At 63.8% G+C, this 22,540-nt stretch carries 22 protein-coding genes and 1 pseudogene; 12 read left to right on the top strand and 11 right to left on the bottom strand.

All coding sequences use genetic code 11. The features are described 5' to 3' along the window. Positions 1 to 365 precede the first annotated feature (365 nt). Positions 366 to 767: a DUF5330 domain-containing protein gene (locus MJ8_RS10450; RefSeq protein ID WP_201414295.1), complete on the top strand. Its 402-nt coding sequence runs from the start codon at positions 366 to 368 to the stop codon at positions 765 to 767. Positions 768 to 995: 228 nt separating this feature from the next. Further along, entirely contained in the window at positions 996 to 1,424 is a 429-nt protein-coding gene (locus MJ8_RS10445; protein WP_201415388.1) for a SufE family protein, read from the top strand. Positions 1,425 to 1,492: 68 nt separating this feature from the next. On the opposite strand, the gene MJ8_RS10440 is transcribed toward MJ8_RS10445, so the two are convergent. Together MJ8_RS10440 and MJ8_RS10435 are read right to left on the bottom strand one after the other, a co-directional pair. Further along, positions 1,493 to 1,918, bottom strand: a complete 426-nt coding sequence (locus MJ8_RS10440) for a MucR family transcriptional regulator (protein ID WP_027164827.1) — start codon at positions 1,916 to 1,918, stop codon at positions 1,493 to 1,495. A 419-nt stretch (positions 1,919 to 2,337) separates the two neighbouring features. Further along, positions 2,338 to 2,706, bottom strand: coding sequence for an SH3 domain-containing protein (locus MJ8_RS10435; protein WP_225248219.1), 369 nt, complete (start codon positions 2,704 to 2,706; stop codon positions 2,338 to 2,340). A gap of 109 nt (positions 2,707 to 2,815) precedes the next feature. Between MJ8_RS10435 and MJ8_RS10430 the strand changes: the two genes are divergently transcribed. Both MJ8_RS10430 and MJ8_RS10425 read left to right on the top strand, forming a co-directional pair. Beyond that, complete coding sequence (locus MJ8_RS10430) at positions 2,816 to 4,927, top strand: S9 family peptidase (RefSeq protein ID WP_201414294.1); 2,112 nt, start codon at positions 2,816 to 2,818, stop codon at positions 4,925 to 4,927. A 98-nt stretch (positions 4,928 to 5,025) separates the two neighbouring features. After that, positions 5,026 to 5,415 (top strand): SET domain-containing protein, encoded by a 390-nt coding sequence (locus MJ8_RS10425; RefSeq protein ID WP_140748825.1) that lies wholly within the window; start codon positions 5,026 to 5,028, stop codon positions 5,413 to 5,415. A gap of 9 nt (positions 5,416 to 5,424) precedes the next feature. Here the strand turns inward: MJ8_RS10425 and MJ8_RS10420 are convergent, their stop codons facing one another. From MJ8_RS10420 to MJ8_RS10405, 4 genes are all read right to left on the bottom strand, one after another. Then, positions 5,425 to 6,372 (bottom strand): cytochrome c, encoded by a 948-nt coding sequence (locus MJ8_RS10420; RefSeq protein ID WP_201414293.1) that lies wholly within the window; start codon positions 6,370 to 6,372, stop codon positions 5,425 to 5,427. Positions 6,373 to 6,380: 8 nt separating this feature from the next. Continuing rightward, on the bottom strand, positions 6,381 to 6,818 hold the full coding sequence (locus MJ8_RS10415) for a c-type cytochrome (protein ID WP_201414292.1): 438 nt from the start codon (positions 6,816 to 6,818) through the stop codon (positions 6,381 to 6,383). 159 nt (positions 6,819 to 6,977) lie between these two features. Then, a complete protein-coding gene (locus tag MJ8_RS10410; protein ID WP_040991319.1) occupies positions 6,978 to 7,580 on the bottom strand; it encodes a superoxide dismutase in 603 nt (200 codons plus the stop codon). Between the two features lie 209 nt (positions 7,581 to 7,789). Further along, entirely contained in the window at positions 7,790 to 8,668 is an 879-nt protein-coding gene (locus MJ8_RS10405) for a branched-chain amino acid aminotransferase (RefSeq protein WP_201414291.1), read from the bottom strand. A 151-nt stretch (positions 8,669 to 8,819) separates the two neighbouring features. Between MJ8_RS10405 and MJ8_RS10400 the strand changes: the two genes are divergently transcribed. The 4 genes and pseudogenes from MJ8_RS10400 to MJ8_RS10385 form a co-directional block, all read left to right on the top strand. Continuing rightward, complete coding sequence (locus MJ8_RS10400) at positions 8,820 to 9,482, top strand: haloacid dehalogenase type II (protein ID WP_201414290.1); 663 nt, start codon at positions 8,820 to 8,822, stop codon at positions 9,480 to 9,482. 264 nt (positions 9,483 to 9,746) lie between these two features. After that, positions 9,747 to 10,568 (top strand): L,D-transpeptidase, encoded by an 822-nt coding sequence (locus tag MJ8_RS10395; RefSeq protein WP_201414289.1) that lies wholly within the window; start codon positions 9,747 to 9,749, stop codon positions 10,566 to 10,568. A gap of 271 nt (positions 10,569 to 10,839) precedes the next feature. After that, entirely contained in the window at positions 10,840 to 11,463 is a 624-nt protein-coding gene (locus MJ8_RS10390; RefSeq protein WP_201414288.1) for an FMN-binding negative transcriptional regulator, read from the top strand. Between the two features lie 24 nt (positions 11,464 to 11,487). Continuing rightward, positions 11,488 to 11,604: pseudogene (locus MJ8_RS10385) on the top strand (LysE family translocator); the annotation flags it as partial. A 92-nt stretch (positions 11,605 to 11,696) separates the two neighbouring features. Here MJ8_RS10385 and MJ8_RS10380 read toward each other — a convergent pair. After that, positions 11,697 to 13,220 (bottom strand): helicase HerA-like C-terminal domain-containing protein, encoded by a 1,524-nt coding sequence (locus tag MJ8_RS10380; RefSeq protein ID WP_201414287.1) that lies wholly within the window; start codon positions 13,218 to 13,220, stop codon positions 11,697 to 11,699. 251 nt (positions 13,221 to 13,471) lie between these two features. On the opposite strand from MJ8_RS10380, the gene MJ8_RS10375 reads away from it, so the two are divergent. From MJ8_RS10375 to MJ8_RS10365, 3 genes are read left to right on the top strand one after another with little or no spacing between them, the layout of a single operon-like run. Next, positions 13,472 to 14,914 (top strand): methylmalonyl-CoA mutase subunit beta, encoded by a 1,443-nt coding sequence (locus MJ8_RS10375; protein ID WP_201414286.1) that lies wholly within the window; start codon positions 13,472 to 13,474, stop codon positions 14,912 to 14,914. Further along, positions 14,911 to 17,034, top strand: a complete 2,124-nt coding sequence (scpA, locus tag MJ8_RS10370) for a methylmalonyl-CoA mutase (RefSeq protein ID WP_201414285.1) — start codon at positions 14,911 to 14,913, stop codon at positions 17,032 to 17,034. The genes MJ8_RS10375 and scpA overlap by 4 nt, the downstream gene beginning before the upstream one ends. A 24-nt stretch (positions 17,035 to 17,058) precedes the next feature. After that, the gene (locus tag MJ8_RS10365; protein ID WP_225248218.1) at positions 17,059 to 17,337 is read left to right on the top strand and encodes an AbrB/MazE/SpoVT family DNA-binding domain-containing protein; all 279 of its coding nucleotides are present in this window, start codon (positions 17,059 to 17,061) and stop codon (positions 17,335 to 17,337) included. Here the strand turns inward: MJ8_RS10365 and greA are convergent. Beyond that, entirely contained in the window at positions 17,334 to 17,816 is a 483-nt protein-coding gene (greA, locus tag MJ8_RS10360; RefSeq protein WP_201414284.1) for a transcription elongation factor GreA, read from the bottom strand. The genes MJ8_RS10365 and greA overlap by 4 nt on opposite strands. Before the next feature lie 106 nt (positions 17,817 to 17,922). Here greA and MJ8_RS10355 point away from each other — a divergent pair, with 106 nt between their 5' ends. Next, the gene (locus MJ8_RS10355; protein WP_201414283.1) at positions 17,923 to 19,299 is read left to right on the top strand and encodes a TIGR03808 family TAT-translocated repetitive protein; all 1,377 of its coding nucleotides are present in this window, start codon (positions 17,923 to 17,925) and stop codon (positions 19,297 to 19,299) included. On the opposite strand, the gene MJ8_RS10350 is transcribed toward MJ8_RS10355, so the two are convergent. The 3 genes from MJ8_RS10350 to MJ8_RS10340 form a co-directional block, all read right to left on the bottom strand. Then, positions 19,296 to 20,108, bottom strand: a complete 813-nt coding sequence (locus MJ8_RS10350) for a class I SAM-dependent methyltransferase (protein WP_201414282.1) — start codon at positions 20,106 to 20,108, stop codon at positions 19,296 to 19,298. The genes MJ8_RS10355 and MJ8_RS10350 overlap by 4 nt on opposite strands. A 98-nt stretch (positions 20,109 to 20,206) precedes the next feature. Beyond that, positions 20,207 to 21,211 carry an asparaginase gene (locus tag MJ8_RS10345; RefSeq protein WP_201414281.1) on the bottom strand — a complete coding sequence of 335 codons (1,005 nt, stop codon included), beginning with the start codon at positions 21,209 to 21,211 and terminating at the stop codon, positions 20,207 to 20,209. A gap of 46 nt (positions 21,212 to 21,257) precedes the next feature. Continuing rightward, positions 21,258 to 22,424, bottom strand: a complete 1,167-nt coding sequence (locus MJ8_RS10340) for an acetyl-CoA acetyltransferase (RefSeq protein WP_201414280.1) — start codon at positions 22,422 to 22,424, stop codon at positions 21,258 to 21,260. Between the last annotated feature and the right edge of the window lie 116 nt (positions 22,425 to 22,540).

Here is a 22,540-nt window from a genome sequence, read left to right as displayed (position 1 = left end):
ATTGTGATGCCGGCCTCGCGAAGCACGTCGAGTTGCCGCCATGGTAAACGGCGGGTTAGCCGCGAGGCCTGCGCCAAAACGGATCACGACTTGATCCGGCTAACCTCTTCCCATAAGAAAATCGTGTAATTACAGTGTGATATATGGTTATCGTAAAGTTACCATGGCGGATGAGCTTCGAGTCAATTGCATTTCAAAACCAATTCCTTTCGAATTTGCCTAAAATTTGAGGAAAATTGGCGGCTTCGATGCAAGCCGTCCTTTGCGTGACCGTGCCATGATCGGCCTATAAAAGAGGTCATGCCAGGGATGCATGATCCGTCACGGATGGATGCGTCATCCATCCCGGATGAGAGGTTGGTAAGATGGGCTTTCTGATCAGGATGGCTTTCTGGTTTTCGCTGGTGCTGCTGGCGCTGCCGCTTGGCGTCGGCCCGGGCGAGGACGGCGAGCAGAGCGTCGGGCCGATCCAGGCGCTGTTTGCGGCGCGCGAGGCGGTCGGCGACATTGCCGGGCTCTGCGAGCGCAAGCCCGATGTCTGCGAAACCGGCAAATCGGCCATGTACACCATCACCGTTCGCGCCAAGGAAACGGCCAAGATCGCCGCGGCCATGATCGACGACAAGCAGTCCGGGCAGTCCGGGCAGGCAGGCACGCCCGAGACGAAGGGCGCGGATGGCTCCGTCACGACCACCGGCAGCGTCGCCGAGGACATTGTGTTGCCCGCCAAGGTCAACATTCCGGTGATGTTGACGGCGAAGAACTGAATTCTTCCGGGCGTTCGCTCGGCTCTTGATTTTGGCGCAATTCCGGACGGAAAACCGCTACGCACTTTTCCTGGAATTGCTCTGTTTGGTTTGGCGCAATTCCGGACGGAAAACCGCTATGCACTTTTCCTGGAATTGCTCTCCGCCGCGGGCCCGTCCGACCTCTCGACGCCCGCGGCGTCTTTCTTTTTCCGTGACGCGGCGGTGCCGGGTCACTATATGCGGGCAATGATCACCCCGATCCAGACGATCCGCGACGACTTTTCCCTGCTCGATGAGTGGGAGGACCGCTATCGCTATGTGATCGAGCTTGGCGAAGGCCTGCCGCCATTTCCCGAGGCGGAACGCACGGCCGCGAACAAGGTGCCCGGCTGCGTGAGCCAGGTGTGGCTCACCACCGAGCGGGGCGACGGCGCCGATCCGGTGATCAGCTTCCAGGGCGATTCCGATGCCCATATCGTGCGCGGCCTCGTCGCCATCATGCTGGCATTGTTTTCAGGCAGGCGTGCAAGCGAAATCCAAGGCACGGATGCCGAAGCGACGCTGAAGGAACTCGGGCTCGACGAGCATCTGTCGCCGCAGCGCGCCAACGGCCTGCGCTCGATGGTCAAGCGCATCAAGCGCGATGCCGAAGCGGCGCTGAAACAGACCGCCTGATCTCAGATCTTTAAAGCAAAACGGCGCCGCAAGGGCGCCGCCGAACTGCTTGAAAGAGCAGAAGCCCGTCAGCGGCCTTTGCGCTTGCGGCCCAGGCCCATCTTCTTGGCGAGCTGCGAGCGGGCGGCCGCATAATTGGGGGCCACCATCGGGTAGTTGGCGTCAAGGCCCCACTTCTCACGGTACTCTTCCGGCGTGAGATTGTAGTGGGTCATCAAATGCCGCTTCAGCGACTTGAACTTCTTTCCGTCCTCGAGACAGACGATATAGTCGTCATGGACGGAGCGCTTCGGGTTGACGGCCGGCTTCTGCTTCTCGGCCGACGGCTGCTCCGGCGAGCCGCCGACGCGGCCCAACGCTGCATGGACGTCGGCAATAAGGTTTGGCAGTTCCCCGACCGGCACCGGGTTGTTGCTGACATAGGCGGCGACGACATCGGCGGTCAGCTCGATCAGCGCATCACCGTTTTTCGAAGGTGTTTCGACGATTTCCATAGTGCTAAGGCCCCAACGAGAGTTTGTTTCTAAAACCGCGCCCTTTTTCTGGATCGGGCATCGCGCGAATTTCATTCAGGAAAGGCCTGCGATTCGCGTCGGGTTATCTTAATGGAGCCACCGCGCAAGTAAGTCAATTCGCATGTTGACTTATATTGGTCGATATTCATCAAATATTGCCGATTCAGCTTCAAAAATTTGTGCACCATGTAACTTCGCGAGATTTTTCTGGCCAGACCAGCATGCCATGACGCTACGTCATCCGCATGTTAGACATCCGATCGCCGCTCGGCACGACATTCAATGCTTGGCCAATGCTTGGGCGCCTGCTGTGCCAGCACAACGAATCCTGCAGCGCAGCGAAACGCAAGAATCTCGCCTTGGCGGCTGGAGCCGACGAGGCTTTGCGACGGAATTCATCAGTAAGGCGCGATATATTTGCCATAGACCCAACCGGCGACGAAGTGACCATTCTGCGCCGGATCGTGCCAGACCTCGCACCAGCGATAGCGGATCGCCTGGCGCTGCTTCCATTGCGGCTGCCGGGCGATGTCGAGCAGGTTCACGCCACCGGTGCAGCGGCCCGTCATCTGCAGCACGGTGCCGTTCGGATAGGCGGCCTGTTTCTGCGATGCGTTGGACGGATACTTTCGCGCATTGAGCGTATCGCCGAACGGCACCCCCACCACTTGCCAGGCGGCAAAGACGGTTGCATGAGACTGACTGGAAAAAGCCAGACCCGCCGCCAGGACGGCGACGGACATTGCGGTAGAGACACAGGATTTCATCTTTCCCCCTTCGACTTAGCTTCTGTAGACCATCTTGAGCCGCGCCCCTTGAACCGCCGCTGAGCGGCGTGTTCATTCGTCATTCAAGCAAATTCCGCAGCGAGACGTAATGACCAGAGCTTCCGCCTTGACTTCCGCCTTCCCGGCCGCCAGCCCGCCGAAGCCCGAGAAACACCCGGTTTCCGACACGCATCACGGCATCACCCGCAGCGACGACTATGCCTGGATGCGGGCCGACAACTGGCAGGCCGTGTTCCGTGACCCTTCCCTGCTCGACGGCCGCATCCGCGCCCATCTCGAGGCCGAGAACGCGTATCAGGCGGCGCTGATGGCGGGCACCGCAGACCTGCGCGGCAAGCTGTTTGCCGAGATGAAGGGTCGCATCAAGGAAGACGATTCGACGGTGCCGATGAAGGATGGCCCCTATGCCTATGGCTCTTCCTTCCGGCAAGGCGGCGAGCAGCCGCGCTATTTCCGCACGCCGCGCGACGGCGGCGCCGAGGAGATCCTGCTCGACGGCGACAAAGAGGCCGAGGGCAAGGCCTATTTCCGGCTCGGCGGCGTCGACCATTCGGGCAACCACAAGAAGCTGCTGTGGGCCTTCGACGACAGGGGCTCGGAATTCTTCACGCTGCGCGTGCGCGATCTCGCGAGCGGCAAGAACCTTGCCGACCAGATTCCGGATACGGGCGGCGGCGGGGTCTGGGACGCCGGCGGCGACGGCTTCTTCTATACCCGTCTCGACGACAATCATCGCCCGTCGAAAGTTTTCTTCCACGCGCTCGGCGACAAAACAGAGAACGACCGGCTGATCTATGAGGAAACCGATCCGGGCTTCTTCATGGATGTCAGCGGCACGCGCGCCAATGACTGGATCATGATCGGCATCAACGACCACGAGACTTCGGAATACCGCCTGCTGCCGGCCAATGATCCATCGGCCGAGCCGAAGCTGGTGGCGGTGCGCGAGACCGGCGTGCAATACGACCTGGAAGAAGGCGGCGACATCTTCTTCATCCTCACCAATGCCGACGGCGCCAAGGACTTCAAGATCATGACCGCGCCGGTCGACAACCCGGTGCGCGCCAACTGGCAGGAACTGGTGCCGCACGAGCCGGGCCGCCTGATCCTCTCGGTGCTCGGCTTCAAGCACCATATGGTCAGGCTCGAGCGCAAGGACGGGCTGCCGCGTATCGTGGTGCGCGAGCGCGCCAGCGGCGAGGAGCATTTCATCTCCTTCGACGAGGAAGCTTTCTCGCTCGGTCTCTCCGGCTCCTACGAATACGACACCGAGACGATGCGCTTCACCTATTCGTCGATGACGACCCCGGCGCAGGTGTTCGACTACAATATGCGCAGCCGCCAACGCGTGCTCCTGAAGACGCAGGAAGTGCCCTCCGGCCACGATCCCGAACACTATGTCACGCGCCGGCTGATGGCGCCGGCAGCCGATGGCGAGTTGGTTCCGATCTCGCTGCTTTACCATCGCGGCACGCCGCTGGACGGTTCGGCGCCCTGCCTGCTCTACGGCTACGGCTCCTACGGCATCACGGTGCCCTCCGCCTTCAACACCAACTGCCTGTCGCTGGTCGACCGCGGCTTCGTCTATGCCATCGCGCATGTGCGCGGCGGCAAGGACAAAGGGTATGGCTGGTACGAGGACGGCAAGCGAGCAAGGAAGATGAACACCTTCACCGACTTCATCGCCTGCGCCCGCCATCTCGTCGCGGAGCGCTACACCCGGCATGACCGCATCGTTGCGCAGGGCGGCTCCGCCGGCGGCATGCTGATGGGGGCGATCGCCAACATGGCGCCGGAAGCTTTCGGCGGCATCGTCGCCGAGGTGCCGTTCGTCGACGTGCTCACCACCATGCTCGACGCCAGCCTGCCGCTGACGCCGCCGGAATGGCCGGAATGGGGCAACCCGATCGCGTCCGCCGCCGACTACGAGACGATCGCGGCCTATTCGCCCTATGACAATGTGGAGGCGCTCGACTACCCGCCGATCCTGGCGCTGGCAGGCCTCACCGATCCGCGCGTCACCTATTGGGAGCCAGCGAAATGGGTGGCGCGGCTGCGCGAACGCAAGGCAGGCGGCAATCCGGTCCTGTTCAAGATCAACATGGAGTCCGGACACGCCGGCGCCTCGGGCCGGTTCTCGCGGCTGGAGGAGATCGCCTACATTTACGCCTATGCCTTGAAAGTGACAGGCAAAGCCTGATTTTCCACTCGCAATTGACAAGGGCGCGCGTTACGCAATGCTCTGTTTTTTGGACGTGGTCCTTGGACCGCGCCGACCGCTCATTCGCAAGGTTCGTCATGCTGCTCGTCGACGTCTATCTCGACAAATCGCCCATCCAGGGCATTGGCGTCTTCGCCAAACACCGCATCGCAAAGGGCACGCTGATCTGGAAGCTCGACCCAAGGTTCGACCGGCGCATTCCTGTCGACACGTATGAGAGCGAGAGCGGGCCGGTGAAGTCCTATCTCGATCGCTATTCCTATCCGGACCGGCGCGACCCCAACTACATCGTCTTCGAGGCAGATGATGCGCGCTACATGAACCACGCGGACGAGCCGAACTGCGACGTCTCCTCGCCCGAGGAAACATACGCGCTACGCGACATCGCGCCGGGCGAGGAACTGACCTGCGACTACAATCACTTCTTCGAAAACGGCTTCGATTTCCTGGGCGACCGGCACCCGTAAGATAAAAGGTCAGCTCGCCGGCTTGCGCGCCGGGTAGCCGTTGGGATGCGGCGGGATCGCCTTCAGATAGGCGGCGATCGCGGCGCGGTCGTCGGCGGTCAGTTGCGCCATGTTCTTCTGCACCTCGACCATGGCGCCGCCGACGGAATCGAAATCGGGCGTGAAGCCGGTCTCGAGATAGTTGGCGATATCTGCTTCCGACCAGCTCTTGATGCTCTTCCCCTCGGGCGTGATGTTGGGCACGATTCCTGAGCCTTCTGCGGCGACGGCGCCCGCCAGCCATTCACCCTTCTTGACGCCGCCGGCAAAATCGCGCGGCGTGTGGCATTCGCCGCAATGGCCGGGTCCCTCGACCAGATAGCGGCCGGCGAGAACCTTGTCCGGTGTGCCGCCATGCAGCGCGATCACCGGGTCCGGGCTGAGGTAGAGAAGCTTCCACAGGCCGATGCCGCGGCGGATGGTGAACGGGAAGGACAGCTTGTGGTCCGGCGCCTTGCCGGCAACCGCCGGCAGCGTCTTCATGAAGGCATAGAGGTCGGCGATGTCTGCCGGCTTCATGCGCGCATAGGACGCATAGGGAAAGGCCGGGTAGAAATGCTCGCCGGAAGGCGAGACGCCCTTCAGCATGGCGTTGGCGAAGTCCTCCTGGCTCCAGGCGCCGATGCCGTCCTTCCGGTCCTGCGAGATGTTGGGCGGCACGAAGGTGCCGAACGGCGTCTTGAGCTCCAGACCGCCGACGAGTTCGAGGCGGGCGTCGCCCTGGGCGCCCGGTTTGGCGTGGCAGGAGGTGCAGCCCCCCGCATAGAAGATGCGCTTGCCTTTGGCGGCATCGCCGGAGCCGAGTTGCGCGACGGTGCCGGCGTCCAGCCTGACCGGTGCCGACAGGACCCAGCCTGCGGCGGCCGCGGCGCCGCCAAGCACGATGACGGCGCCGACAAGCTTCCTCAGCCAGGCCATCTAGGCGATCAGCTCTTCTTGATCCGGTAGGTCTGATGGCAGGTGCCGCAATCGCCACCCAGCGTGTTGAGCTGAGCCTTCAGTGCATCGGCGTCGGCCGGCGGCGAAGCGACCGCGGCCTTGGTATCGGCCAGGAACTTGTCCTCGGCAGCTTTGAAGCCGGCCATGTCTTCCCAGATTTTCGGCGCGGCTGTCGTGTCGCCCTTATCGGAGCCGGCCGGGAACAGCGTATCGACATCGAATTTCTCGGCATTGGCCTGCAGCGCCTTCAGCGCGTCCAGCACGGCGGCGGCATCGAAAGGCGTCTCGCCCTTGACCACCTTCGAGATCTGCCCGGCGAGCTTGCCGCGCTCTTTCATCAGGGCTTGGCGATCCTTGATCGGATCGGCATAGGCGGCCGAACCGGCGAAGGCGAGCAGAGAGATGGCGATGACAAGCTTTCTCATTCAATTGGCTCCGTGGATGAAGAGAGTTCGGGACTACGTGTTAACGGGCACGACAGCGGGATTATTCCCCGGCGCCGTGACGATTTTGCCGGCTGGCTTGCGGTTTCTCCTGCCGCAAAAGAAAAGCCCCGGCGAACCGGGGCTTTTCATCAAGATCGCTCAGCCTTTGGCCTTTTCATAAAGCTCCAGGACATGGTCCCAGTTGATCAGGCTGTCGACGAAGGCCTCGAGATATTTCGGCCGCGCATTGCGGTAGTCGATGTAATAGGAGTGCTCCCAGACGTCGACGCCGAGGATCGGCGAGCCGCCATGGACGAGCGGGTTCTCGCCGTTCGGGGTCTTGGAGATTTCGAGCTTGCCGTTCTTGACCGAGACCCAGGCCCAGCCCGAGCCGAACTGGGTGGTGCCGGCGGCGATGAAATCCGCCTTGAACTTGTCGTAGCCGCCGAGATCGCTGTCGAAAGCCTTCTGCAGCGCGCCCGGCAGCTTGTTGCCGCCGCCGCCCTTCTTCATCCACTTCCAGAAATGGATGTGGTTGTAGTGCTGGGCGGCGTTGTTGAAGAGCCCGGCATTCTTGCCGAAGGACTGCTTCACGACCTCTTCGACCGACAGGTCGCCCATTCCGGCCTCGGCGGCCAGCTTATTGCCGTTGTCGACATAGGCCTTGTGATGCTTATCGTGATGATACTCCAGCGTCTCCTTCGACATGTAAGGCTGCAAGGCCTCGTAGTCGTAGGGCAAAGCGGGCAACTCAAAAGCCATGGATGGTACTCCCTCGAGGAAAAAAGTCCGGTGATACTACCGAGCTAAGATAGGTCTGGAATGGATCGGGGCAACTCCGGAATGGAGCGCCGAGCGACTTTTTAGAGCAATTCCGGGAAAAGTGTGAAACGGTTTTCCGCCCGCAATTGCGCAAAACAAGGAGATGGAGCGGTTCGCCGTTCCTCCAAACGGAAAAACGCTCCGGCTGCTCAGGCGGCGGACGCCGAATGCGCCCATTCCCAATAGAGCTCGCGCGCCTTCTTGGCCACCGGACCGGGCTGCAGGTCGCGATTCTCGATGCGGGTGACCGGCACGACCTTGGAGTGGTTGCCGGTCGAGAAGATCTCGTCGGCTTCGAGGAAATCACGAACCGACAGCGTCTTCTCGATGGTCCTGAAGCCGTAGTCGCCGAGCAGGTTGATGGTGCGCGAGCGGGTGATGCCCGACAGGAACGTGCCGTTCGGCGCCGGCGTCATCACATGGCCGTCCTTGACCAGGAAGATGTTGGAGGTTCCGGTCTCGGCGACATTGCCCAGCATGTCGAGCACGAGCGCGTTGTCGAAGCCGCGGCTCTTGGCTTCCAGGATGGCGCGGCCATTGTTGGGGTAGAGGCAGCCCGCCTTGGCATTGGTGGGCATGGTCTCGATGGTCGGGCGGCGGAACGGCGAGACCGTGACCGAGAAGCCGGATGGCGGGATCATCGGCGCTTCGTAGAGGCACAGGCAGAAGCGCGTCGAGTCCGGGTCGGCCGGCACGCCCATATAGCCGCCATGCTCGGCCCAATACATCGGCCTGATATAGACCGCCGTCCTGCCGTCGAATTTCTTCAGACCATCCCAGGTCAGGCCGACGATCTCGTCCGTCGTCATCGAAGGCTTCAGGCCAAGCGCGGTCGCGGAAGCGTTGACGCGAGCGGCGTGAAGCTCGAGGTCGGGCGAGACGCCTTCGAACCAGCGGCCGCCGTCGAAGACGCTGGTGCCGAGCCACATGGCATGGCTGCGCGGCCCCAGTACCGCGACATTGCCTTCATACCAGTCGCCGTCCACATAGGTCCAAGTCGCGGTCTGCGCCGCCGCCGCCAGTGTCATGTTTGCCGTCCAAGTAAGTGATTTCGGGCCGGCATAGGACGATGCTTTGAGGGCCGGCGTCAACCGACATGGCCGAAAATCGTTGAGGCCAGCGGTACTTAACGGCAATCAGCACTTGCACGGCGCGGCTTGCCGCCGCAAAACTCCTTCCATGCATCATGCGGCCTATGTCTTCGACGCCTATGGAACGTTGTTCGACGTCCATGCCGCCGTGCGCCGCCATGCCGGCGAGATCGGCCCGGACGGCCAGCTGCTGTCGGAAATCTGGCGCGCCAAGCAGCTCGAATATTCCTGGGTCAGGACGCTGATGGGCTCATACGCCGACTTCTGGCAACTGACCGAGCAGGCGCTCGACTTTGCGTTGCGCAAGGTGCCCTCGGCCGATCCGGCGCTGCGGACGAAACTGCTCGAAGCCTATTGGCGGCTCGATTGCTACCCGGAAGTGCCGGCCGTGTTGAAGGCGCTCAAGACCTCGGGCGCGAAGCTCGCGATCCTGTCCAACGGCTCGCCGGAAATGCTCGACGCGGCGGTCAAATCCGCGGCGCTCGACCAGATCCTCGACGACGTGTTCTCGGTCGACCAGGTCAAGCGCTTCAAGACCGACCCGTCGGTCTACGACATGGTGGTCACCAACTGGCGGCTCTATCCGGGCGCGGTATCGTTCCAGTCGTCGAACCGCTGGGACGTCGCCGGCGCGGCGAAATTCGGTTTCCGCACGGTCTGGATCAACAGGACCAACCAGCCGGACGAATACCGCGACTTTCCGCCAGGTCTCATTCTGCCCTCGCTCGATGGCCTTCTGGCGGGTGTCTGATGCAATTCCGGGAAAAGTGTGAGACGGTTTCCGTCCCGAATTGCGTCGAAACAAAAGAAAGGGCGGTTCGGTGAAGCGGCGAATCGCCCTGACCTCGCTGTTGCTGCAGCGCAACAGCGGCAGCACGGTCACAGCTTCGCCTTTTTCTGTCCACCCTCAGGCCAGAATTGGAACCGCCTATCGCCGCCGACTGTTATGAATGGCCTCGGCGACCTGCCCACGGATTCATGCTTTCTTGCGAATTAAGACCTAGAAAAGGCAACCATGTCAGACGCTTCCTTCCGCATCAGCCGCCGCGGCTTCCTCAATTTCACGGCCCTTGGCGCTGCTTCGGCCGCAGTGTCCGCCTGCACCACCACCGGTCCAGCCCCTGCTCCCATCCAGCCGCCACCGCCCACCTATGTCGAGCCGCCGCTCGGGGATTACGAGACGATGTATGGCGCGATGTCGGACAATGGCTTCGAGCTGCCGGCCATCCCGGTGAACAAGATCGATCACAGATTCTTGCGCCAGATCGTTCCCGATCCGACCGGACAGCGCCCGGGCACCATCGTCGTCGATACCACCGGCCATTTCCTCTATCTGGTGCGCGAGGGCGGCCAGGCGATCCGCTACGGCGTCGGCCTCGGCCGCGCCGGCTTCGAATGGTCGGGCGACGCGGTCGTGCAGTGGAAGCAGAAATGGCCGAAATGGACGCCGCCGGACGAGATGGTCGCCCGCCAGCCGGAGCTGACGCAATACAGCGCCAAGAATGGCGGCATGCCGGGCGGCCTGAAGAACCCGCTCGGGGCGCGTGCGCTTTATCTCTTCCAGGGCAACCAGGACACACTCTACCGCCTGCACGGCTCGCCCGAATGGTGGTCGATCGGCAAGTCGGTATCGTCGGGCTGCGTGCGCCTGATCAATCAGGACATCATCGACCTTTACGACCGCGTGCCCACGAAGACCCCGGTCATAGTGACGGCCAATGTCGGGGCGCCGGAAGAGGACATGCCGGAGCGCAAGGCGATCCCGATCGACAACGGCGTGCCGACGGGCTCGATCCTGCTCGGTCCGGTGAAGCAACTCACCAACGAGATTTTCTAGCGCTCAAGACGCGATGCGCTTTGAGCCTTTGTCCTGTGCATGTCGTCCCCAGACCTCTGCAAACTTTTGGGCGACATGCATCAGCCGATCAGCGGTGCTCGGCCAAAAAATGGTGGCCAGCATCGCAGCCGGCACTGGGGCGAGAAGCGGTTATCCGGGGCGGGCCGGATTGGTTTCAACCCGCAGCCCAACTGGACCACACAAAACTTTCAGGAGCGGATGTTCCAAGCAGGCCGGACTTCAGGCATTTTATGCCGCAAGGAGTTTAGCCATGTATATACCGCCCGCCTTCCGCGACGACGACAAGGAGAGCCTGACGGCCACGATCCGCGCCGCGCGACTGGCAGTCCTGGTCACCGCCACGGCGGAAGGCCCGCTGGCGACGCCGTTGCCGCTTCTGCTGGATGAGAACGAAGGCGAGCATGGCGTGATCTACGGCCATGTGGCCAAGGCAAACCCGCACTGGCGCGTGCCGGCGGTGGGCGACGGCTTGGCGATGTTCATGGGACCGGACGCCTATGTGACGCCGGCCTGGTATCAGACCAAGCAGGAGACCGGGAAGGTCGTGCCGACCTGGAACTACGTTGCCGTCCACGCCCAGGGGCCGATCGAATTCTTCGAGGACGCCGACAGGCTGCTTGAGGTCGTGACTCGCCTGACCAACCTGCATGAGGGCGAACGCTCGGCACCCTGGGCCGTGTCGGACGCGCCAGCGGATTTCATCCAGTCGCAGCTGAAGGGCATCGTCGGCCTGCGCATGCCGATCACGCGGCTCGAAGGCAAGCGCAAGATGAGCCAGAACCGCAATGCCGCCGATCGCGCCGGCGTCTTTTCGGGGCTGTCATCGAGCGACCGTCCATCGGACCGCGAGGTCGCGCCGCTCATCCCGGTTTGAGACGCAACGCCTTACGAGCCCATCATGCCGGACCTGACCCCGTTCGTCTTGTATTTCGCCGCGGCGTTCCTGCTCGCGATAACGCCCGGCCCCGGCATTTTCTATGTTGCGGCGCGCACGCTGGCCGGAGGCCGCGCCGAGGCATCGCCTCCAGCGACGGCGGCCATGCCCCGATTGGATGATCGCCTGTTAGATCTGACGGCCTAGGACAGCGGACGGTTGCCGCCGCGGTCCTAGCGCCCGCGCGCCAAGCTCCCCAGGATGCCGCGCACGATGGCGCGGCCGACGGAGGAGCCGACCGAGCGCACCACGGATTTGATGGCGGCTTCGGCCACGGTCTGGCGATTGGAGGACCGGCGGCCCGATGTTCCCAAAACATCGTCGAACCCGGGGATGGTCCAGCGCGAGCCGCCGCTGTTCCGCTGCTGTGCCTGGGCCTCGGCGTCTTGCGCCTCCTTGGCCTTCTTCTGCAGCATCTCGAAGGCCGATTCGCGATCGACGGTCTCGTCGTATTGGCCGGCGACGGGGCTCTCGGCGATGATCTTGCGGCGCTCGTTGGGCGTGATCGGTCCGAGCCGCGAGGATGGCGGGCGGATCAGCGTGCGCTGGACCATGGCCGGCACGCCCTTGTCCTCCAGCATCGAGACCAGCGCCTCGCCGGTGGCGAGCTGGGTGATGGCGGTGGCGCAATCGAAATCGGGATTGGGCCGGAAGGTTTCGGCCGCGGTGCGCACCGCCTGCTGTTCGCGCGGCGTATAGGCGCGTAGCGCGTGCTGGACGCGGTTGCCGAGCTGGGCCAGCACCTTTTCCGGAATGTCGAGCGGGTTCTGTGTGACGAAATAGACGCCGACGCCCTTGGAGCGGATGAGACGCACCACCTGCTCGACGCGGTCGATCAGCACCTTCGGCGCGTCCTCGAACAGAAGATGCGCCTCGTCGAAGAAGAAGACCAGCTTCGGCCTGTCCAGATCGCCAACCTCGGGCAGCTCCTCGAAGAGCTCCGACATCAGCCACAGCAGAAAAGTGGCGTAGAGTCTCGGATTCATCATCAGCTTGTCGGCGGCAAGCACGCTGATCGCGCCGCGGCCGTCGCGCGTCGTGCGCATCAGATCGGCAATGCGCAGCGCCGGCTCGCCGAAGAAGTTCGCGGCGCCTTGGCTCTCGAGCACCAGGAGCGTGCGCTGGATGGCACCGACCGACGGCTTGGTGACGTTGCCGTAGCGCGCGCTGAGCTGGTCGGCGCGATCGGCCATGTTGGCGAGCAGCGCCTGCAGATCCTTGAGATCGAGCAGCAGAAGTCCCTCTTCGTCGGCGATGCGGAAGGCGATGTTCATGACGCCCTCCTGCGCTTCCGTGAGGTTCATCAGCCGCGACATCAGCAGCGGCCCCATTTCCGAGATGGTGGCGCGGATCGGGTGGCCCTGCTCGCCGAACAGGTCCCAGAAGATGACCGGGAACTCCTGAAACTGGTAGGGATCGAGCTTCACCTCGCCGGCGCGCTTGACCAGGAAATCCTTGGCCTCGCCCATCATGGATATGCCGGAAAGGTCACCCTTGATGTCGGCGCAGAAGACAGGCACGCCGGCGTTCGAAAAGCCTTCGGCCAGGATCTGCAGGCTGACCGTCTTGCCGGTGCCGGTGGCCCCGGTGACAAGGCCGTGGCGGTTGCCGTAGCGCAGCAAAAGCTCTTCGGCGCGCTGATAGGAATCGTCGGGCTTGCGGCTGGCGCCGATGAAGATGCTGGTCTCGTCAACCATTGTCAGGTCTCCGCAGTCTGTTCCGCTCAAGGGCCTCATCCGGAGGTATAGTAACGCCAGCCGCATGCGACAATGCCCAGCATCGATTTGCGGCGCGTCCGAATTTGGCCGTTGGCGCTTGCGGATTGCGCGCATGTTTGGCAATCGATTGGCTGGCCGGGAAAGAACCGGCTGGATGACGCATTGTGATATCCGGTTCCTGACCTTAGATTGGCTGGACCGGCTGATGCGGCCGAGAAGCGAGGAGAGCGATGGGCGCCGGCGCCTTGACCAAGGATGTCGACCTTCCGAACCCGGACGCCAAGCGTTGGCGGGCGCTGGCGGAAAAGGCGCTTGCCGGCGGCTCCTTCGAGGAAAAGCTCGTCTCCCATACCGATGACGGGATCCGCATCGAGCCGCTTAGCCAACGCTCGACGGCCGTTGACCCATTGCCGCGCACGAATCCGACCGCGCCCTGGATCGTCAGCCAGCGTGTCGACGACCCGGACATCGCCCGGGCCAGCGAGCAAGCCCTGGAAGACATCGCCCAAGGCGCCACCGGCCTGTCGCTTGTCTTCGAGGGCGCGCCGAACGCCTTCGGCTACGGCCTGCCGCGCACCGCGGAAGCGTTGGAAAGGGTGCTCGACGGCGTGCCCCTCAACCGCGTGCAGGTGCGCATCGACGCGCATCCCTGGAGCCGCGCCGTGGCCGATTGGCTGCTCGCTTTCCTGAGCAAACGCCGCTCCGATCCGACCAAGCTCAACCTCTCCTTCGGCATCGACCCGGCGGCGATCTTCGCCGGAACGGGGCGGCTGCGCACCTCGATCGAGGCGCTGCAGGAATCGATGCCGCAGTCGCTCGCGCATTTCTTCTCGATGGGTGTGCCGGGCGTGCTGCTGGAGGCCGACGGGCGGGTGTTCCACAATGCAGGCGCCACCGAGGCACAGGAGCTCGGCACGATGATGGCCTCGGTCGTGTCCTATCTCAAGATGTTTGAGAAGGCACGCCAGCCGCTGGTCTATGCGGCACCCCATATCGGCTTCGCGCTCAGCGTCGACCAGGACCAGTTCCTGTCGATGGCCAAGGTGCGGGCTTTGCGCAAGCTCTGGGCGCGCATCCAGGAAGCCTGCTCGATTCCGGCCTCGACCGCCAGCATCCATGCCGAGACCTCCTACCGCATGATGACTATGGCCGATCCGGAGACCAACATCCTGCGCACGGCGATCGGGGCCTTCGCGGCGGCGACCGGCGGCGCCGATTCGATCTCGATCCTGCCGCACACGATCGCGCATGGCCTGCCGGCCGGCTTTGCCCGCCGCATTGCCCGCAACGCCCAGCTCATCATGGCCGAGGAGAGCCATCTCGGCCATGTCACCGACCCCGCCTGCGGCTCCGGCGCGGTCGAAGCGCTGACCGACGATCTCTGCGCTGCTGCCTGGGAAGAATTCCAGCGCATCGAGGCGGAGGGCGGCGTGCTCGCCAGCCTGCAGCATGGCTATATCCAGAATCGCGTCCAGGCTGCCGCCGCCAAGCGCAACGGCGCCTACCGTTCGGGCGAACGCGGCATCGTCGGCACGACGCTGTATCGCGTCGGCAGCGAGCGCCCGGTCGAGACCCTGCCGCAGGAGCGGCGTCCGGCCCTGGCCGAAGGCGTTGCGACATGCGAGCCGCTTTTTCCGGTGCGCATCGATCAGTCGATCGGAGCCGGATCATGATCCCGGATTTCAGCCAAATCGGCTGGTCGGCGCCGCGTGGCGCGCCGGTCGAGATCAAGGGCCAGCGGATGACGCCGGAAGGCATCGCCGTAAAACATCTTTACACGCAAGGCGACCTCAAGGGGCTTGCCAATCTCGACACCTATCCAGGCCTGCCGCCCTTCCTGCGCGGCCCCTACCCCACCATGTATGTCCAGCAGCCCTGGACGATCCGGCAATATGCCGGCTTCTCGACAGCCGAGGAATCCAACGCCTTCTACCGTCGCAACCTCGCGGCCGGCCAGAAAGGCCTGTCGGTCGCCTTCGATCTCGCCACGCATCGCGGCTATGACAGCGACCATCCGCGCGTCGCCGGCGATGTCGGCATGGCCGGCGTGGCAATCGATTCCATCCTGGACATGCGTCAGCTCTTCGACGGCATTCCGCTGAACGAGATGACCGTGTCGATGACGATGAACGGCGCCGTGCTGCCGATCATGGCGCTCTACATCGTCGCGGCGGAGGAACAGGGCGTCGCGCAAAAGGATCTGGCCGGAACCATTCAGAACGACATTCTGAAGGAGTTCATGGTCCGCAACACCTACATCTATCCGCCGAAGCCTTCGATGCGGATCGTGTCGGACATTTTTGCCTACACCTCGCACAACATGCCGAAGTTCAACTCGATCTCGATCTCCGGCTACCACATGCAGGAGGCGGGCGCGACGGCCGACCTCGAGCTTGCCTACACGATCGCCGACGGCATCGAATATGCGCGCGCCGGCGTCGCTGCCGGCCTCGACATCGACCGCTTCGCGCCGCGTCTCTCCTTCTTCTGGGCGATCGGCATGAACTTCTTCATGGAGGTCGCCAAGCTCAGGGCCGCGCGGCTCTTGTGGTCAAGCCTGATGAAGAAGAATTTTGCGCCGAAGGACGAGCGCTCGCTGTCGCTGCGCACCCATTGCCAGACGTCCGGCTGGTCGCTGACGGCGCAGGACCCGTACAACAACATCACCCGCACGATGATCGAGGCGATGGCGGCAACGCAGGGGCACACGCAGTCGCTGCATACCAATTCCTTCGACGAGGCGATGGCGCTGCCGACCGACCATTCGGCGCGGATCGCCCGCAACACACAGCTCATCCTGCAGAAGGAATCCGGCACCACGCGCATGATCGATCCGTGGGGCGGCTCGGCCTATGTCGAGCGGCTGACGCATGATCTGGCGGCGCGCGCGCTCGCCCATATCGAGGAGGTCGAAGGCCTCGGCGGCATGGCGGCGGCGATCGAAAAGGGCATTCCGAAGCTGCGCATCGAGGAAGCGGCGGCCCGCACGCAGGCGCGCATCGATTCCGGCGAGCAAATTCTGGTCGGCGTCAACGCGCACCGGCCGCAGACCGATATCGAAGTCGATGTCTTGAAGATCGACAATGCCGAGGTGAAAGCCAGGCAATTGGCGAAGCTGCAGCGGCTCAAAGGCACGCGCGATGTCGCGGCGCTGGAGGACGCGCTGGCGGCGCTGACCCGCGCGGCCGAAGGCGACGAGAACCTGCTCGAATTCGCGATCCGCGCCGCGCGCGCCAACGCCACCGTAGGCGAGATTTCGCTGGCGCTGGAAAAAGTGTTCGGCCGCCACACGGCGGCGGTCCAGACGATCTCCGGCGTCTACCGCGACGCTCTGGGCGACAACCCGGCGCTCGACCCGCTGCAGGAGAAGATCGAGGCGTTCGAGAAGAAATCCGGCGCAAAGCCGCGCATCCTGGTCGCCAAGATGGGCCAGGACGGCCATGACCGCGGCCAGAAGGTGATCGCCAGCGCCTTCGCCGATCTCGGCTTCGACGTCACCGTCGGGCCGATGTTCCAGACCCCGGACGAGATCGCGAAGCTGGCGGTGCAGCACAAGGTCGACATCATCGGCGCGTCATCTTTGGCAGCCGGGCACCTGACGCTGATCCCCGAGCTCAAGGATGCGCTGAAGAAGCTCGGCCACGCCGACATGCTGATCGTCGCCGGCGGCGTCATCCCGCCGCAGGATTATGACGCGGTGCTGGCGGCGGGCGCTGCGGAAATCTTCCCGCCGGGAACCGTCATCCCGGAAGCGGCGAACCGGCTGATGGATCGGTTGCTGGCGCCTCAGTGAGGGCTTGCTGATTTGGCCAAAAGGTTGTTCTATGAAAATGCATGCAACCATGGCGCGATGATGTTCAAGACAACCACCCACAGGCTTGAGGACGGATCGGGCGTCTTGCTTCTGCCCCGAGAAATGCTTGACAGCTCGACCCTTCAAGTCGGCGATGAGTTCCAGATCGTCGAAACCGACGACGGCGTCATTCTAAAGCCGATCCGCCACGACAACCACCAACGGCAAATGAACGCCGCTCGCGATATCATGGACAAATACGAAGCTGAATTGCTGCAGCTGGCAAGCAGGCTTGGCTGCTAGTTCTCGGCCTTGTCCGAGAGCTTGACGATTTCCCATTCCTTGCCGTTGACGGTGACGACCTCGCCGACCTTCTTGCCGAACAGCGCCACGGCCATCGGCGAGACGTGGGAAATGCTGCCCTTGGACGGATCGGCCTCGTCCTCGCCGACGATGCGCCAATGCACCTTCTTGCCGTCGTCGCCCTCCAGCGTCACGCCCATGCCGAAGCGCACCACGTCGCTGCCCGGCTCGGGCACGGAAAGCTCCGCGCTCTCGCGTCGCGCGGTCCAATAGCGCAGGTCGCGGGACACAACCGCGATGCGTTCGCGGTCGCCCTTCCTTTCGGCCTTGGCCAATATGTCGCGCAGGTCGGCGAGATTGTCCTCGATCATCGCCAGGCCGCGCTCCGTCACCAGATTGCGGTGCGTGCTGATAGGCCGTTCGCCGACGCCGGCAATGGCGTTTTCGCTGTCTTCTTCGCGGGTAAAAGCTCTGCTCATAAAGTGAACTTAGGCTTGGCGGGGCGACGGCACAAGCGATTTGGCAAAGCGCCTGCCCTGGCACGATTCCTGCGACGTGCACGGCGAAACGCCAGGACCTGTGCCGATGTTGAACAGACGAACGCTGCTTGCCCGGACCGTTGGCCTTGCCGTCGCCGGCGTCTTCGCGGGCAAAGCATCGGCGAAGTCGCTGCCGGGCATTGAGATGGCAGCGATGCGCGGCTCGATCAATGCGACCGAGATCGGCGTGCAGCCGGGCGCAATCGACGACCAGAGCAAGGCTTTCGCCAGGATGCTGGCTGAGGCCAGCGACCGCGACCAGCCGGTGTTCCTGCCGCCCGGCACCTATCAGGTCTCCAACCTGAAGCTGCCTGGCCGCGTGCGTCTGTCGGGCGTGCCCGGCGCGACGCGCATCGTCTATGGCGGCAACGGCCATCTGATGATGGCCGAACAGGCCGAGCATATCGAGCTCAGCGGCCTGGTGTTCGACGGCGCCAACCGCTGGCTGGCAGACTACACGCAAGGGCTGCTCGACCTGCGCCGCGTCGGCCATCTGACAATCGACAATTGCCAGGTGACCGGCAGCGGCAAGAACGGGCTGGCGCTCGAGCATGCCGTCGGCCGGGTGGGCCGCTGCGATATTTCGGGCGCGGCGGACGCCGGCATCTATTCGGTCGAGGCCGGTGGGCTGGAGATTTCCGGCAACAGCGTATCCGACTGCGCCAATGGCGGCATCCTGGTGCATCGCTGGCAGGCGGCGGAGGACGGCACCATCGTCAGCGGCAACCGCGTCCAGCGGATCGGCGCGCGCAGCGGCGGTACCGGCCAGAACGGCAACGGCATCAACGCCTTCCGCGCCGGCAACGTCATCATCTCCGGCAATGTCGTCTCCGACTGCGCCTTCACCGCGATCCGCGCCAACAGCGCCAGCAATCTGCAGATCACCGGCAACACCTGCTCGCGCTCGGGCGAGACCGGGATCTATTCGGAATTCTCCTTCGAAGGCGCGGTCCTCAGCAACAATCTGGTCGACGGAGCCGCCAACGGCATCTCGATCGTCAATTTCAACGAAGGCGGCCGCATGGCGGTCTGCTCGAACAACATCGTGCGCAACCTCTCGACCACCGGTCCCTACACCGCCGATCCGCCGGGCTTCGGCGTCGGCATCAGCGCCGAGGCTGACACAACCGTCTCCGGCAACGTCGTCGAGAACGCGCCGCTCTACGGCATGCAGCTCGGCTGGGGCCCCTATCTGCGCAATGTCGTGGCGACCGGCAACATCATCCGTAAGGCAGGCACCGGCATCGTCGTTTCGGTCGTCGAAGGGTCCGGCAGCGCCGTCATCTCGGACAATGTCATCGAGGGAGCGAGCAATGGCGCCATCATCGGCCAGCGCTGGGCCGATCCGGTGACCGGGGACCTGTCCCAGTCAACCGACACCGGCTACGCGCATCTGACCGTCGAGCGGAACAAGGTGAGCTAGGCCGCAGCGACGATAATGTGGGCCTGGATCTTGGCGGCGACCTCACCGCGGCCGTGCCTGTCAGCGATCACGGATTCGGCGTAGTCGGTCGCGGATGCCAATCGTCCTGCCTCCCTGGCCTCGATCTCATTGCGGAGCACTGTTCCCTGGCAATAGGCGATGGCCGGAACCCGCGGCGAGGATGCGCGGCTCTGCTCGGCCCGGGTGTCGATCGTCACGTCGGAGAACCCAGCGGCAGCTAGATCGCTCCGGATCAGATCCTTGTCGTGATAGCCATGCGGCGTGCGCGCCAGGAAACGCGGCGGATCGTGCGGAAAGATCGTTGCCAGAGCATTCGTCACGTCGTTTGCGAATATGTTCTCCTCGATGCGATCCCATACGCTGAACAGGAAACGTCCGCCGGGCTTCAGAACCCGCTTCGCCTCGCGGTAGGCCGCCACGCGATCGGGAAAGAACATGGCGCCGAACTGACAGCAGACGAGGTCGAAGGACGCGTCGTCGAAGGGGAGGTTCAACGCATCCGCCTGGCGCCACGTGATGCGGCTGTCCGGTCCCTGCCGCGAAGCGGCATAGTCGAGCATCGGCTGGTTGAGGTCGGTTACGGCGTAGCTTGCGCCTGAAGGAAGCCGTGGCGCCAGCGCGCGGGTAACGGCTCCGGTGCCCGCGGCGGTTTCCAATACGGCTAAAGGTGAGAAGGACGCCGCCCGCCGTGCGGTCTCGGCGGCATAGGCCTCGAAGATCAACGGCACCATATGGCGGTCGTAATTTTCCGGGATCGACCCGGCAAACACCTTGTCCGCTTCCAGCATGGTCAGCACCCGGCGGCCGTTTGACAGTCACGGAAACTAGAACATTTTTTTGTCATGGGCTCACCCGCAAGGCCGATGCGGGTGAGCAAGTCCGTGCGCTAGTTGAGCGCCGCCGTCGGGCGCAGCGAGCCGACCTCGGCGCCGACGCGGCTTTCGACTGCAGGATGGGCGAGCTGGGTGAGCTTTGCCGCTACCGCTTCATCATCGCGCAGCAGCTTCGCCAGCACCGAGGCGATCATCACTTCGGCCGCTCTGGCGGCGCCGTCGTCGCATTTGAGCGCGATGCCAAGACCGAGCTCGGGCAAGGCCGCGCAATAGACACCTTCGGCGCCGGTCTTGACGAAGATGCGGCGGGGCGCGGCCTGCATCAGCGCGACGTCGGCCTTGCCGGTGCCGGCGACCAGAAACGGCTCCGCCATGCAGGCCGAAAGCAGCCGCTTCGCGGCCTTGGCGCGCTCGGGCGAAAAGCCTCTGCCCGTCGCCATGCGGGCAAAGCCCAGCGCAAAACTCTTCAACGGCACGGCATAGGTCGGGATCGAGCAACCGTCGATGCCGCTGTTGTCGACGCCGTGCGCCGCGCCAGTCACGGATTGCATGGCGTCGCGCACCATCTCCTGCTGCGCGTGGCCAGCCTTGACATAGCCAGCGTGCGCGATGCCGGCATGAACGCAGGTGCAGAGGAAGCCGGAATGCTTGCCGGAGCAGTTGTTGTGCAAAGCATTGGGCACACCGCCGGCGCGAGCCAGCGCGATTTCGGCGGCATGGCTCGATGGCCAATGCGCGCCGCATTCGAGCGCGGTCTTGTCCAGGCCGGCCCTGGCGAGCATCGCCGCAGCCAGTTCGACATGGGCCGGCTCGCCCGAATGCGAGGCGCAGGCCAGCGCCAGTTCGCGGTCGCCGAAACCATAAGCGTCGGCAGCACCCGATTCGACCAGCGGCAGCGCCTGGATCGCCTTCACCGCCGAGCGCGGAAAAACCGGACGGTCGGTGTCGCCGATCTCCCAGACGGGCTTGCCGTCGGCGTCGAAGACCGAAACCGCGCCGCGGTGCCTGCTTTCGACCACCGCGCCGCGCGTGACTTCGACCAGAACCGGATTGGACATGCTGCCTCCCGCACGCGCCCTGGGGCGCTTTTAATGCGGGCCGCTTCTACCTGATCCGGTCGAGGATGGAAACGTAGTTGGCGACCGCGGCACCACCCATGTTGAAGATGCCGCCGAGTTTGGCGCCCGGAACCTGGATGCCTCCGGCCTCACCGGTCAACTGCATGGCGGTCAGCACATGCATCGACACGCCGGTGGCGCCGATCGGGTGGCCCTTGGCCTTCAGGCCGCCGGACGGATTGACCGGCAGGCGGCCGTCCTTGGCCGTCGCGCCATCCAGCGCCAGCCTGGCGCCCTCGCCTGGCTTGGCAAGGCCCATCGCCTCGTATTCGATGAGTTCGGCGATGGTGAAGCAGTCATGCGTCTCGACGAAGGAAAGGTCGTCGAGCGTGACCCCGGCCTTCTTCAGCGCCTGCTCCCAAGCGCGCTCGCAGCCTTCGAAAGAAAGAATGTCGCGCTTCGACATCGGCAGGAAATCCTGCACATGCTCGTTGGCGCGGAAGGTCACGGCGCGGCGCATCTTCAGCGCCGTCGCCGTGTCGGTAAGCACAAGGGCCGCGGCGCCGTCCGAGACCAGCGAGCAATCGGTACGCTTCAACGGTCCGGCAACGAACGGGTTCTTCTCGCTCTCCTGGCGGCAGAATTCATAGCCGAAATCCTTGCGCATCTGCGCATAGGGGTTGTCGACGCCGTTTTTGTGGTTCTTGGCGGCGATCATGGCCAGCGCATCCGACTGATCGCCATAACGTTGGAAATAGGCCTGCGCGATCTTGCCGAAGACCCCAGCAAAGCCGGCCGGCGTGTCGCCATCTTCCGGCAGGTAGGAGGCCTTGAGCAGGTTCTTGCCGATCTCGGGACCAGGCGTCGTCGTCATCTGCTCGGCGCCGACTACCAGCACGATGCGGGCGGCGTTGGCGTCGATGGTGCGGATACCCTGCCGGACCGCGGCCGAGCCAGTGGCGCAGGCATTCTCGACGCGCGTCGCCGGCTTGAAGCGCAGCCGGTCGTCGGCCTGCAGCACGAGGCTCGCGGTGAAATCCTGCGGCGAGAAGCCGGCATTGAAATGACCAAGCACGATCTCGTCGACATCGTCGGGGCCGATGCCGGCATGGTCGAGCGCCTCGACGGCAACCTTGGTGATCAGGCCCTCCAGCGTCTCGCCTTCGAGCTTGCCGAAGCGCGAATGCGCCCAGCCGACGATGCATGCGGTCATGGCAGCCTCCATTTGCGCCGCAGCCTAGCACGATCCTTCGCGGCACGTGATTCAATATTGTTCAATGGTGAACTGTTTTCCAGCCCAAGGCATGGGCCAGAACGGCAGGATCGTTT

The organism is Mesorhizobium sp. J8, from assembly GCF_016591715.1.
In the GTDB taxonomy this organism is placed as follows: domain Bacteria; phylum Pseudomonadota; class Alphaproteobacteria; order Rhizobiales; family Rhizobiaceae; genus Mesorhizobium.
Note: the sequence above shows the minus strand (reverse complement) of the source record. Positions and strands in the feature narration are given on the sequence as shown.

What these genes read in the sequence shown, in the direction of transcription:
- MJ8_RS10450 (WP_201414295.1), top strand. Translation starts at nt 366, where the DNA reads ATGGGCTTTCTGATCAGGATGGCTTTCTGGTTTTCGCTGGTGCTGCTG.
- MJ8_RS10390 (WP_201414288.1), top strand. Translation starts at nt 10,840, where the DNA reads ATGTATATACCGCCCGCCTTCCGCGACGACGACAAGGAGAGCCTGACG.
- MJ8_RS10405 (WP_201414291.1), bottom strand. Translation starts at nt 8,668, where the DNA reads ATGACACTGGCGGCGGCGGCGCAGACCGCGACTTGGACCTATGTGGAC.
- MJ8_RS10435 (WP_225248219.1), bottom strand. Translation starts at nt 2,706, where the DNA reads ATGAAATCCTGTGTCTCTACCGCAATGTCCGTCGCCGTCCTGGCGGCG.
- MJ8_RS10425 (WP_140748825.1), top strand. Translation starts at nt 5,026, where the DNA reads ATGCTGCTCGTCGACGTCTATCTCGACAAATCGCCCATCCAGGGCATT.
- MJ8_RS10440 (WP_027164827.1), bottom strand. Translation starts at nt 1,918, where the DNA reads ATGGAAATCGTCGAAACACCTTCGAAAAACGGTGATGCGCTGATCGAG.
- MJ8_RS10415 (WP_201414292.1), bottom strand. Translation starts at nt 6,818, where the DNA reads ATGAGAAAGCTTGTCATCGCCATCTCTCTGCTCGCCTTCGCCGGTTCG.
- scpA (WP_201414285.1), top strand. Translation starts at nt 14,911, where the DNA reads ATGATCCCGGATTTCAGCCAAATCGGCTGGTCGGCGCCGCGTGGCGCG.
- MJ8_RS10350 (WP_201414282.1), bottom strand. Translation starts at nt 20,108, where the DNA reads ATGCTGGAAGCGGACAAGGTGTTTGCCGGGTCGATCCCGGAAAATTAC.
- MJ8_RS10400 (WP_201414290.1), top strand. Translation starts at nt 8,820, where the DNA reads ATGCATCATGCGGCCTATGTCTTCGACGCCTATGGAACGTTGTTCGAC.
- MJ8_RS10430 (WP_201414294.1), top strand. Translation starts at nt 2,816, where the DNA reads ATGACCAGAGCTTCCGCCTTGACTTCCGCCTTCCCGGCCGCCAGCCCG.
- MJ8_RS10420 (WP_201414293.1), bottom strand. Translation starts at nt 6,372, where the DNA reads ATGGCCTGGCTGAGGAAGCTTGTCGGCGCCGTCATCGTGCTTGGCGGC.
- MJ8_RS10395 (WP_201414289.1), top strand. Translation starts at nt 9,747, where the DNA reads ATGTCAGACGCTTCCTTCCGCATCAGCCGCCGCGGCTTCCTCAATTTC.
- MJ8_RS10380 (WP_201414287.1), bottom strand. Translation starts at nt 13,220, where the DNA reads ATGGTTGACGAGACCAGCATCTTCATCGGCGCCAGCCGCAAGCCCGAC.
- MJ8_RS10340 (WP_201414280.1), bottom strand. Translation starts at nt 22,424, where the DNA reads ATGACCGCATGCATCGTCGGCTGGGCGCATTCGCGCTTCGGCAAGCTC.
- MJ8_RS10410 (WP_040991319.1), bottom strand. Translation starts at nt 7,580, where the DNA reads ATGGCTTTTGAGTTGCCCGCTTTGCCCTACGACTACGAGGCCTTGCAG.
- MJ8_RS10345 (WP_201414281.1), bottom strand. Translation starts at nt 21,211, where the DNA reads ATGTCCAATCCGGTTCTGGTCGAAGTCACGCGCGGCGCGGTGGTCGAA.
- MJ8_RS10445 (WP_201415388.1), top strand. Translation starts at nt 996, where the DNA reads ATGATCACCCCGATCCAGACGATCCGCGACGACTTTTCCCTGCTCGAT.
- MJ8_RS10355 (WP_201414283.1), top strand. Translation starts at nt 17,923, where the DNA reads ATGTTGAACAGACGAACGCTGCTTGCCCGGACCGTTGGCCTTGCCGTC.
- MJ8_RS10375 (WP_201414286.1), top strand. Translation starts at nt 13,472, where the DNA reads ATGGGCGCCGGCGCCTTGACCAAGGATGTCGACCTTCCGAACCCGGAC.
- greA (WP_201414284.1), bottom strand. Translation starts at nt 17,816, where the DNA reads ATGAGCAGAGCTTTTACCCGCGAAGAAGACAGCGAAAACGCCATTGCC.